5 protein-coding genes are annotated in these 7,660 nt (G+C 62.0%); 1 reads left to right on the top strand and 4 read right to left on the bottom strand.

Annotated features, from left to right (window positions below; genetic code table 11):
- The 4 genes from QZ613_RS02045 to acs all read right to left on the bottom strand — a co-directional run.
- Window positions 1-1,975: sodium:solute symporter family protein (locus tag QZ613_RS02045; protein WP_291981342.1), on the bottom strand; the 1,975-nt coding region annotated here is incomplete at its 3' end.
- 12 nt (window positions 1,976-1,987) lie between these two features.
- Window positions 1,988-2,653, bottom strand: a complete 666-nt coding sequence (locus QZ613_RS02040; protein ID WP_291903795.1) for a hypothetical protein — start codon at window positions 2,651-2,653, stop codon at window positions 1,988-1,990.
- Between the two features lie 47 nt (window positions 2,654-2,700).
- The gene (locus QZ613_RS02035) at window positions 2,701-4,611 is read right to left on the bottom strand and encodes a DUF294 nucleotidyltransferase-like domain-containing protein (RefSeq protein WP_043564109.1); all 1,911 of its coding nucleotides are present in this window, start codon (window positions 4,609-4,611) and stop codon (window positions 2,701-2,703) included.
- Between the two features lie 207 nt (window positions 4,612-4,818).
- Entirely contained in the window at window positions 4,819-6,783 is a 1,965-nt protein-coding gene (acs, locus tag QZ613_RS02030) for an acetate--CoA ligase (RefSeq protein ID WP_043564111.1), read from the bottom strand.
- 267 nt (window positions 6,784-7,050) lie between these two features.
- Here acs and QZ613_RS02025 point away from each other — a divergent pair, with 267 nt between their 5' ends.
- Window positions 7,051-7,608 (top strand): TIGR00645 family protein, encoded by a 558-nt coding sequence (locus QZ613_RS02025; RefSeq protein ID WP_043564112.1) that lies wholly within the window; start codon window positions 7,051-7,053, stop codon window positions 7,606-7,608.
- Window positions 7,609-7,660 lie beyond the last annotated feature (52 nt).

Below are 7,660 nucleotides of genomic sequence, written 5' to 3'. Positions count from 1 at the left end.
GGCCACACAGACTGACCACGATAATCGTCAGGAACCCGGCGGCAACGCCCCACACCCCGGCCGATGTCGACTCGATTCCCCACCACGGATCCATACCGATTCCCTGAATGCCAAGCCAGGGGATGGCATCCACCTGGACACGAACCATGTAATAGAGGGTCACCAGCAGACCGATGACCATGCCAGTCACTGCGCCCGCCGCATTGGCCCTTTTCCAGAAGACGCCAAGAATCAGCGCCGGAAAGAACGCGGCGCCAGCCAGCGAGAAGGCCCACGCCACCATCGATAGAATCGTCGCCGGCTTCTGCGACGCCACCGTGGCTGCGAACACGGCGACCACCAGCAGCAGCGTTTTCGAAACCACCAGCCGCCATTGCGTGGTCGCATCGGGACGATAGACCTTGTAATAGACGTCGTGCGACAAGGCACTGGCGATGGTCAGCAGCAGGCCGTCGGCCGTAGACAGGGCGGCAGCCAGGGCGCCGGCAGCGACCAGGCCGGAAATGACATATGGCAAACCGGCGATTTCCGGCGTCGCCAGCAGAATCACGTCCGGATTGAGCGCCAGCTCGACGAGTTGGAGAATTCCGTCACCGTTGACGTCCTCGATCGAGACCAGACCAATCTTTCCCCAGGCACTGACCCAGACCGGCAACTGCGCGATCGACGAACCAATGAGCGTCGAGTAGATCTCGTACTTGGCAAACGCTGCGTACGCCGGCGCCGTCAGGTAGAGCGCCAGAATGAACAGCAAGGACCAGAAGACCGAAGTGCGTGCCTCGCGGACGCTGGGAGTGGTGTAGTAACGCATCAGCACGTGCGGCAGAGCCGCCGTACCGACCATCAGGCAAAACACCAGACTGAGAAAATTGAGACGCGCCGTATTGCTCACCTCCTCGCCACCCGACGGAAAGGGAGTCAGGTGGTGCTCGGGATCGGCCCCACGTTGCGCTGCTTCGCGCATCAGTTTGTCCCAGTAGATTCGGGCCGCCTCGCTGCTCTTCGGCAACTCGCGGCGTTCGCGCTCGACGGCCACGACTTCGCGCATCTGCGCGTTGTTGCTTTTCAGATCGTTGATCTGCTCGAACAAGCGCAGCCTCTCTTCGTCGAGAGACCCGGGCAAGGCCTGGATGCGCTCCAAGTAGCCATCGGCACGTTCGCGGAAGATGCGCCGTCCTTCAATCTCGGCGGGTTCATCGAAGATCCTTTCTTCAAGGACCTGCACCTTCTGCAGCACATGGCCATAGGTCAGCTGCGGCACCGGAATGCCGGTGACCTGGTAGGAGAGGATGGTTACCGGAACCAGATAGGCGACGATCAGGATGGCGTACTGAGCCACCTGCGTCCAGGTCACCGCGCGCATGCCGCCGAGAAACGAGCACACCAGGATACCGGCCAGGCCGACAAAGACCCCGATCTCGAACTGCAGCCCGACGAAGCGGCTGGTTATCAGCCCAACTCCGTAGATCTGTGCGACGACATAAACGAAGGACGCCAGGACGGTCGCGAAGACGCCGACCAATCGCGCCGGATTGCCGCCATAGCGGGCAGCAAGAAAATCAGGGATGGTGTACTGCCCGAAGCGCCGTAGATAAGGCGCCAGCAGCAAGGCGACCAGAACGTAGCCTCCGGTCCAGCCCATCACGTAGGCCAGGCCCTGATAACCCGACAGGTAGAGTGTACCGGCGAGGCCCATGAACGACGCCGCGCTCATCCAGTCGGCTCCGGTCGCCATGCCGTTGAACACCGCGGGGACTCGCCTGCCGGCGACGTAGTACTCGGAAACGCTGGCCGTGCGCGCCAGGATGCCGATCGTCGCGTAAAGAAAAATGGTCAGAAAGAGAAAGGAATAGCCGATCCAGCGCGGTGGCAGTCCGTGCCGCTCGAGGAACGCCAGAATGAGGATGAAAATGAAAAAGCCCGCGGTGTAGAAGGCGTAGTAGCGGCGTAGCGGGACGGTAGTGTAGTCGGCCATCGCAGAGCTCGCCTAGCCACTCTGGTAAAGATGGCGGCGTGCCTTTTCGATCTCGATGAGGCTGGCCGGGGTCTCGAAGCCCTTGTGCGCGGCACGCGCCAGGGTCAGTTGCAGAAGCTGCGCCGTGGCGTAAGCGTCCGAAACCGGGTTGTGCCGCTGGACACTATCGATACCGAAGTGCTCCAACCAGGCGTCCATTTGCGCCGACTTCTCGCCCAACTCACCAAACAGACCGGCCATGACCCACGCCAGATCGATCCACGGCAGCTTGAGCTCGACGTCGAGCGCCTCGGCGAGAGCGCGTTCGATCCGCCGGGCGACGAACGAAGCGTGGTACGCAACCAGCGGGGCCTTGCCGACGAAGCCCAGCAAGGAGAGCAGCGCGGCGCGGCGTTGCTCGCCGCTGATCGGAGTCGCCGGCGGCGGCTCGGCAAGCGATTGCCCGGCGTCCGCCGCCGGGTGCACCATCGCCAGGTGCAAGGCATCCTGGAAATCAATCAGGCCATCGACCAGCGCCAGGGCACCGATCGAACCGAGGGGACCGCCCTTCCAGTCGGAGCCGGCGATCGAGATGTCGATGAGCACGTAGCGGCTGCGATAGTGCGAGCGCGTTAGATCAGGCGCGGGCAGCTTCCGCCAGGCGGAAAGCCGCTCCTGCACCTCGCTCGTCAAAGGCACAGCCCGAGCGTCGTGACCGGCAAATAGTTTCGCTAGCCACACCATGGTCACATTTGATAATCGAGCTTCAGACGCGACTGCAGCCTGCGCGCCTGCCGGAAAGACTCTTTGAGGATATGCCTCTCAATCTCGTTCAACTCGTCAGGCCTGATCAGATTGTCGCCGCTGCGTCCGTGCTCCTGCTCGAAATGCTGGTGCCGCAAACGCAGCATCTGAATGAAATTGAAGCCATCGACGATTGCCGCCACCTCGTCCGAGGAAATCTTCATCAGGCTGCACGCCCGCTTCAGACGAGCCACGGTGTTCGTCGCCTCGACCTGATTGGCCAGAGCGAAAAGGCGTGCGGCGTCGGTAAACAGACGCACGCCGTACTTCTTGAGGTCGATGGTTCCCGGATGCTCGGGGTCGTCGCCGGTCACGAAGTCGCGGATACGGCCAAGCGGTGGCGCGACCTCGAGCGCGTTCTGGGCCAGCATGCGCAGGAACAGCGGATTGCCCTGCGTCATGCGAAGGAGAGAAAGACGCATCCGGTGCGCCAGATTGAAGCGGCCGTAGAGGGGGCGGAAATCGAAGAAGATCGTCGCATTCAGCAAGGCCAGCGGTTCCGGCGTGCGCACCCAATGGGAAAACTTCTCTTCCCATTCCTCGAGCGTCAGGCACAGCTCGGGGTTGCTGGCCATGATATTGCCCTTGCAGAGCGGGAAACCGCACTTGTCGAGGTCATCATTGACCGCTCGGGCGAAGTCGAGAAAGCGCAGTTGCGTCTGCTCGCGGTCCATGATGTCGGTGCAGATGAAAACAATTCCGTTATCCTGATCGGTGGTAAACGTCTGTTCGTCGCGCCCCTCCGAACCGAACGCCAGCCACGCCCAGTCGATGCCGTAGAAATCGTCGCCATCAAGATTGAGTTCGATCACCCGGCGCGTCACCGCGTCGTTGAGTGTCGAGATGAACTGGGTGATCTCCTGGGCGCCGACGCCCTCCGAGAGCATCGTCAGTGCCAGCTGGCGAACGTCCTCACGAGCGTGCTGCAGCACCGCGACACTACTCGCGGCATCGATCGAGTGTCGAATCTGGCGCAAGCCGGCACCTTGCAGCTTGAAAAGATCACGCTCCGAAACGACGCCCCGCAAGCGCCCTCCTTCGTCCACGGCAAGAACGTGGCGGACGCGGTGCATGGCCATCACCAGTGCCGCATCGTGAGCATTTGCCGCCAGCGGCAAAGTCTGTGGCGCCGGCGACATCACCGCAGCAATCGCCTGCTCGAGCGAAGCTCCGGGGAGGACGATGCGCTTGAGGATATCCGAGAGGGTAAAGATACCGACGGGCCGTCGCTCGGCGTCCACCACGACCATCGAGCCGAGGTGCTGGCCGGCCATCAGCTCGACCACCCGGCGCACGCTCGTGTCCAGCGCCACGGCCACCGGCTCGCGGACAACGACCATCGATAGGGGCGAGTTCATCGTCTTCTGCTCGGCCGCACGCTGGGCAAGCTGCAGCTGCAACTGCTGCTGCGATTGTCTGAGCAAGCCCGCGATATACTGCGTACAGAAGAGATTGAACACCGTGCTCTTCTGAGTCAGGGCGAAGAAGTCGTCGGCGGCGAGTTCGTAGCAGAAGACGTCGTCGTGGGCAACGTAGGCGCCGACCGTTTCACGCTGCGCCATGAGCGCGCCAATCGAAAAGCTCTGCCCGGGACCCAGCCTGACCGACGACGACTCCAGCTTGCGCTCGCCTCCACCACGCACGACGTCCACCCGGCCACGCTGCACAATGTGCAGCGTCCGTGCCACCCCCGTCTCTTTGGCCAGAATCCGCGCGCCTTTCGGGTAGTGGGCGAGCTTCACGCGCAGCGCGAGAAAGCGCAGCGCCTCGGCTTCCATCCGATCAAACGGCGGGTAAGCCTGCAATGACTGGATGCACGCGGAGACCAGCAGTTCAGTCGCCTCGTTGCTCATCCGGGCTCCTCGCTCGATGCACATGAACAGGCCGGCACGCGCCGTGCCGGCCCGAAAAACGACGCCCGCTCAGATCATGCCAGGCAGCACCTGGACACTTCCCGGACGCGGCAATCAGGCAGGAAAAGCCGCTCACGGGGACGGCGACGGCGAGCCGATCATCCGGCTCGCCGTCGCCGTCGCACGTAGGCGCGCGCTGTCGCTGGTTCAGCCCCTCAACTGGTCGAGAATTGCCGGGTTCTCAAGCGTTGAAGTGTCCTGTGCGACGGTCTCCCCCTTGGCCAGCGAGCGCAGCAGACGGCGCATGATCTTGCCGGAACGGGTTTTTGGCAGGTTCTCGCCGAAGCGCAGGTCCTTCGGTTTGGCGATCGGACCTATCTCGCGACCGACATGATCCTGCAATTCCTTGATCATCTTCTTGGCCGCATCGCCGGTTGGCCGTGCGCCTTTCAGGACGACAAAGGCACAGATCGCTTCGCCGGTCAGGTCATCGGGGCGGCCAACCACTGCGGCTTCGGCGACCATCGGGTGCGAAACCAGAGCTGACTCGATTTCCATGGTTCCCATGCGGTGCCCTGAAACGTTCAGCACGTCGTCGATACGACCGGTGATCGTGAAGTAGCCGGTATTGACGTCGCGAATCGAACCGTCGCCGGCGAGATACAGCTTGCCGTTGAAATCATCCGGGTAGTACGACTTCTTGAAACGCTCTGGGTCGCCCCAGATGTTGCGGATCATTGCCGGCCACGGACGCTTGACGACCAGCAGGCCGCCCTTGCCCCAGTCGAGTTCGGTACCCGTCTCGTCGACGACAGCCGCCTGGATGCCGGGGAAGGGCAGAGTGCACGAACCGGGCACCATCGGCGTCACGCCTGGCAATGGCGTGATCATGTGACCACCGGTTTCGGTCTGCCAGAAGGTATCGACGATCGGGCAGCGACCGCCACCAACGCTGTCGTAGTACCACTGCCAGGCAGCGGGGTTGATCGGTTCGCCAACCGTACCCAGCAGGCGCAGCGACGAGAGGTCGTACTGCGTCGGGGCAACCGCCGGATTGACGTCGGCCGCCTTGACCAGCGAGCGGATCGCCGTCGGCGCCGTGTAGAAGATGTTGACCTTGTGGTCCTGGATCATTTTCCAGAAACGACCGGCATCCGGGTAGGTCGGAATCCCTTCGAAGACCACTTCGGTCGCTCCGCAGGCCAGCGGTCCGTAAGTGATATAGGTGTGACCCGTCACCCAGCCGATGTCTGCGGTGCACCAGAAGAGGTCGTCGGGCTTGATGTCGAACGTCCACTTCATGGTCACGATGGCGTGCAGCAGGTACCCGCCGGTCGAGTGCTGGACACCCTTCGGCTTGCCGGTCGATCCCGAGGTATACAGCAGGAAGAGCGGGTGCTCGGCACCGACCCATTCGGGTTCGCAGACTTCCGACTGGCCGGCGACCACATCGTGCCACCAGACGTCGCGATCGGCGACCATGTTGCAGGTGCCACCGGTGCGCTGGAAAACGATGACGTTCTTGATCGACTCGCAGCCACCCAGCGCAATCCCCTCGTCCACCGCCGGCTTGAGCGGAATTTTCTTGCCGCCGCGGCACTGCTCGTCGGCGGTAATCACCGCCACCGCGCCGGCGTCGTTGATCCGGTCACGCACCGACTGTGAAGAGAAGCCGCCAAAAACCACCGAGTGGATGGCCCCGATACGCGCACAGGCCTGCATGGCGACGATACCTTCAATACCCATCGACATGTAGATGACGACGCGATCGCCCTTCTTGATGCCGCGCGCACGCAGGCCGTTGGCGAACTGGCTGACTTGCGCCAGCAGCTGCTTGTAGGTGACCCGTTTGACCTCGCCGTCGTCGGCTTCGAAGACGATCGCCACCTTGTCGCCGAGGCCGGCTTCCACGTTGCGGTCGAGGCAGTTATACGAAGCGTTCAAGGTGCCATCGGCAAACCACTTGAAAAACGGCGCGTTGGACTCGTCGAGCACCTGCGTGAACGGCGTCTTCCAGCTAACGTGTTCGCGGGCCAGCCGCGCCCAGAAACCGCTGTAATCCTTTTCTGCCTCGGCGCACAGGGCCTTGTAAGCGTCCATGCCGGAAATCGTCGCCTGTTTGACAAACTCGGCGGAGGGGTCAATAAACGTTAAGGCTTCGCTCTGTGACATGTGCCATCTCCTGTGCGGTATTGGTAGAGGTAACAAGAAGTTGATGCAATGCGGTGCCGACAAAAGCGGAGGAGAACCGGGTGGACCCCCTGTTCGTCGCCAACGGCCGACACTCACCCGGTAGTAGCGCCTGCTGGCAGGCCAGCTGCCGAAGATTAAACGCTGCCAATCTTACACACCACTTACGCCGAGGCCCGCCGTGCGCCCCGGATCGGCGTTTCTTTGGTGCTAGAATCTGTCCTCCCGAACCTCTGAAACCGTGAATAAATGCCCTCTCTGAAACCCACCGTAGACAAACTCGAGATGTTCATCTTCTGGAGCCGCTGGCTGCAGGCGCCGCTCTATCTCGGCCTGATCATCGCCCAGGGCGTCTATGTCTACCTGTTCATGGTCGAGCTGTCGCATCTGATCGGCAATCTCTTTTTCAGCGGCAAGCAGATCAACGAAACCGAGGTGATGCTCGTCGTCCTTGGCCTGATCGACGTGGTGATGATCGCCAACCTGCTGATCATGGTGATCATCGGCGGTTACGAAACCTTCGTTTCCCGGCTCCATCTCGACGGCCACCCCGACCAGCCGGAATGGCTATCGCACGTCAATGCCGGGGTACTCAAGATCAAGTTATCGACGGCGATCATCGGCATTTCCTCGATCCACCTGTTGAAGACCTTCATCAACGCGGAAAACATGAGCGAACACACGATCAAGTGGCAGGTCATCATCCATGCCGTCTTCCTGGGTTCGGCCCTGGCCATGGTCTGGGTCGATCGAATAATGAGCCAGACGCTGGCGATGAGCAAGGCGCAGCACGCTGCGCGCCACTGACAAACACCCGCGGCGGGTAGGGTAATCGATCCCCGCCACTCACGAGAGAGAC

The organism is Candidatus Accumulibacter sp. ACC005 (assembly GCF_907163215.1).
Taxonomy (GTDB): Bacteria; Pseudomonadota; Gammaproteobacteria; order Burkholderiales; family Rhodocyclaceae; genus Accumulibacter; species Accumulibacter regalis.
This window is presented reverse-complemented; position numbering and strand designations above follow the sequence as displayed.

Bases quoted from the DNA above. Each gene is read 5' to 3' on its own strand.
- QZ613_RS02035 (WP_043564109.1), bottom strand. From the start codon at position 4,611: ATGAGCAACGAGGCGACTGAACTGCTGGTCTCCGCGTGCATCCAGTCA.
- acs (WP_043564111.1), bottom strand. From the start codon at position 6,783: ATGTCACAGAGCGAAGCCTTAACGTTTATTGACCCCTCCGCCGAGTTT.
- QZ613_RS02025 (WP_043564112.1), top strand. From the start codon at position 7,051: ATGCCCTCTCTGAAACCCACCGTAGACAAACTCGAGATGTTCATCTTC.